Origin of the sequence: Streptomyces sp. NPDC050625, from assembly GCF_040654755.1 — a bacterium.
In the GTDB taxonomy this organism is placed as follows: domain Bacteria; phylum Actinomycetota; class Actinomycetes; order Streptomycetales; family Streptomycetaceae; genus Streptomyces.
In genome coordinates, this window is record NZ_JBFAIQ010000110.1 from 1 (window position 1) to 2,384 (window position 2,384).

Below are 2,384 nucleotides of genomic sequence, written 5' to 3' on the forward strand. Positions count from 1 at the left end.
ACGGTTCCAGCTTCGGGCCCCGACGGGGAACTGACGCACCAGCAGCAGAAGTCACGCAACTTCTAACGATCAACTACTGGCGCAGGACACTAGGTACAGGCCGGTGATGACGAGCAGCAGGATGGCGCCGACGGGGAAGTTGTTGATGAGCAGCACCACGACGCCTAGGACGGCGAGTACGGCGCAGCCTGGTCGGCGCGCGATTGCTTGTGGTGCTCGGCGTGCGGGTGTGCTCATGGACCCCCCATGATCTCAATGTGCTGACGGAGAATCATGCCTGGTCGATGTCCGCTCGTGCACACGGCGTGATGTTCTTGTGACGGAACGGTGTGGCAAGCGGGCGGCCGCCCGGTTGTTCGCGGGTCAAGCACCGCGCTGGCGAGTGGCCCCGCCGCGACAGGTGCGCGGCCGGGCCAGTCAGCGAGGTCGGGTCACACCTTGCAGAAGCCAATGCCCTTGAGCGCCGCGTTGATCTGCTTACCCTGGGCCTCGGTGGTGGTGACGTCTCTGTAGGTGAAGCGCTGCGAGGCGGTCCAGTCGAGACGCTGTCCGCCTCCGTTGATCGCGCTGCACTGGTTGCGGGCCGCGTCGATTGCCTTGTCCTCGTACTTCACGATGTCGGGGTTGGCCGCGGCGAGGGCACGGAGGAGTTCGGCTCGCTTGGCGCCGGTCGGCTCCTTCGGGATGCCGGCGGTGGCGTGGGCGTCGTCCTTCTGCTTCTGGGCGAGGTCGCTCGCGGTGGTCTTCGGTTTCGAGTTGCCCTGGTCTGTGGTGCTGGAGCAGGCGGTGAGAGCGGCGGCCGCGATGGCGACGGCGACGGCGGTGGAGCGGATACGCATGGTCCCCCCTGGAACTTTGTCGACAGGGGAATGATGCCGTTTCCGGTGCGCTTAAAGAGGGCGGCTCGCGAGGGATTGGGTATGTCCGTCGGCGCCTGTTGGCGTGGCTGTGGTGGAGTCGATGGCGGCTCATGGCTGTTCAGGTGGCAGATTCCGCCTGAACAGCCGCGGACACCTTCCCTGGTTCGTGCACTGGCGACGCGATGGGAAGCCAAGACTGCCCGCGGGGTGCGACATGCCTTTCATTGAGTCCGTTTCAGCTTGAAGTCGCTGGTCACGGGTATAGGTGTGGCCCGAGTTGCGGCCCTGCCGTGGCCCTCCTACCGTCGAAGCGAGTGGCGGGCCACAGCACCCCGGCCGACACCGGCGAGCACAGAGCAGCCACCCATCCCAGGTGCCCCATCGTGGCGCCACAAGGCAGCCCCATCCCGGCCTGCACAGGGCAGCGCTACCCCTCGACGCTGGTGCTGGGAGGAAGGAGCCGTCATGAAAGCCGCATTCCGCGCCGCATTTGCGGCAGCCTCACTGATAGCCGGTCTCTCGATCGCCCCCACAGCACAGGCCACGCCCTACGATCCCTCGACCTGCGACCCCAGTGCGGTCTGTATCTTCTGGGAAGAGAACTACCAAGGCGGTGGCGCGGACGAGTACATGACCGAAGCTCCAAACACCTTTACAGACGACCCCGTTCAGTCGGTGTTCAACAGCATGGACAAGTGCGCCTGGCTCTTCACGAAGCCCAACTACACGGGTGACTATCTGGGGCTCAGGCCGCACGACGGACGTCCGAGCGTGAACATGCCCGTTCGGTCTATCCAATTGTCTGCGTGTTAATGGTCCCGCCGCACGGGCGCAGGCGGGATCAGCTGTCCTCGCGTCGGTATCCGCGACGGCCCGTCATGGCCGTCATGACGGTCTGCCCGTACCAGCGGTGTGCGCGGCCTTCGGTATCGTCGGCCGTCGGCCAGCGACCCTTGGAGCGCTCGGCGCGGATCGTGGCGGCTCGGGGCCCTGACCACACATCAGGCCCTACGCCACGCCCTCAGACGATCACCCGCACCCACTGCAGCCGTCAACCGCATGCCCGGCAACTCCCGAACGTCGACCCCGACCGCTGCGGCGATCTCGGCAGCCGGGTACCGGGCCGGCTCCCCACGCTCCTCCGGCGACACGTCGGCCACTATCTCCGCCTGGTCGCCGAACACCAGTAGCACCCGCACACTCACTCGCTCGGTCATGACGGGATCCTCTCAGCCCTGGGGGGCGGTCAGCGTGCTCGCGCATCGCACGGCCGGACTGATCCGTGTACGTGCGGCGCTGCTCGGGCGTCCAGTCGGCGACGCGGGACGGCAGTCTGTCAACGACCTCGTCCAGCATCTCGGCCTCGGCCGCGCTCTTGCGCTTGAGGATGCTCTCCTGTCTCTCGGGATGGGTGGACCGGGGTGGCCGACTAGTAGGACTCCGTTAGGTCTCTCTTGATCTTGGTGTCGTGTGTGTTCTGCTGGGCAGGGGTTGGTGGCAGGTGGTGCAGATGCCGGTCCAGCA

Annotated in this window: 4 protein-coding genes; 1 reads left to right on the forward strand and 3 read right to left on the reverse strand. The window is 66.2% G+C overall.

What is annotated here, in order from left to right; all coding sequences use genetic code 11:
• Nucleotides 1-69 precede the first annotated feature (69 nt).
• Both AB0I54_RS48080 and AB0I54_RS48085 read right to left on the reverse strand, forming a co-directional pair.
• Nucleotides 70-237 carry a hypothetical protein gene (locus AB0I54_RS48080; protein ID WP_363302742.1) on the reverse strand — a complete coding sequence of 56 codons (168 nt, stop codon included), beginning with the start codon at nt 235-237 and terminating at the stop codon, nt 70-72.
• 194 nt (nt 238-431) lie between these two features.
• Entirely contained in the window at nt 432-839 is a 408-nt protein-coding gene (locus tag AB0I54_RS48085; protein WP_363302743.1) for a hypothetical protein, read from the reverse strand.
• 486 nt (nt 840-1,325) lie between these two features.
• Here AB0I54_RS48085 and AB0I54_RS48090 point away from each other — a divergent pair, with 486 nt between their 5' ends.
• Nucleotides 1,326-1,673, forward strand: a complete 348-nt coding sequence (locus AB0I54_RS48090; protein WP_363302744.1) for a peptidase inhibitor family I36 protein — start codon at nt 1,326-1,328, stop codon at nt 1,671-1,673.
• A gap of 188 nt (nt 1,674-1,861) precedes the next feature.
• Here AB0I54_RS48090 and AB0I54_RS48095 read toward each other — a convergent pair whose 3' ends face one another.
• Nucleotides 1,862-2,077, reverse strand: coding sequence for a hypothetical protein (locus AB0I54_RS48095; protein ID WP_363302745.1), 216 nt, complete (start codon nt 2,075-2,077; stop codon nt 1,862-1,864).
• Nucleotides 2,078-2,384 lie beyond the last annotated feature (307 nt).

Coding starts and splice junctions, on each gene's coding strand:
- AB0I54_RS48095 (WP_363302745.1), bottom strand. CDS start 2,077: ATGACCGAGCGAGTGAGTGTGCGGGTGCTACTGGTGTTCGGCGACCAG.
- AB0I54_RS48085 (WP_363302743.1), bottom strand. CDS start 839: ATGCGTATCCGCTCCACCGCCGTCGCCGTCGCCATCGCGGCCGCCGCT.
- AB0I54_RS48080 (WP_363302742.1), bottom strand. CDS start 237: ATGAGCACACCCGCACGCCGAGCACCACAAGCAATCGCGCGCCGACCA.
- AB0I54_RS48090 (WP_363302744.1), top strand. CDS start 1,326: ATGAAAGCCGCATTCCGCGCCGCATTTGCGGCAGCCTCACTGATAGCC.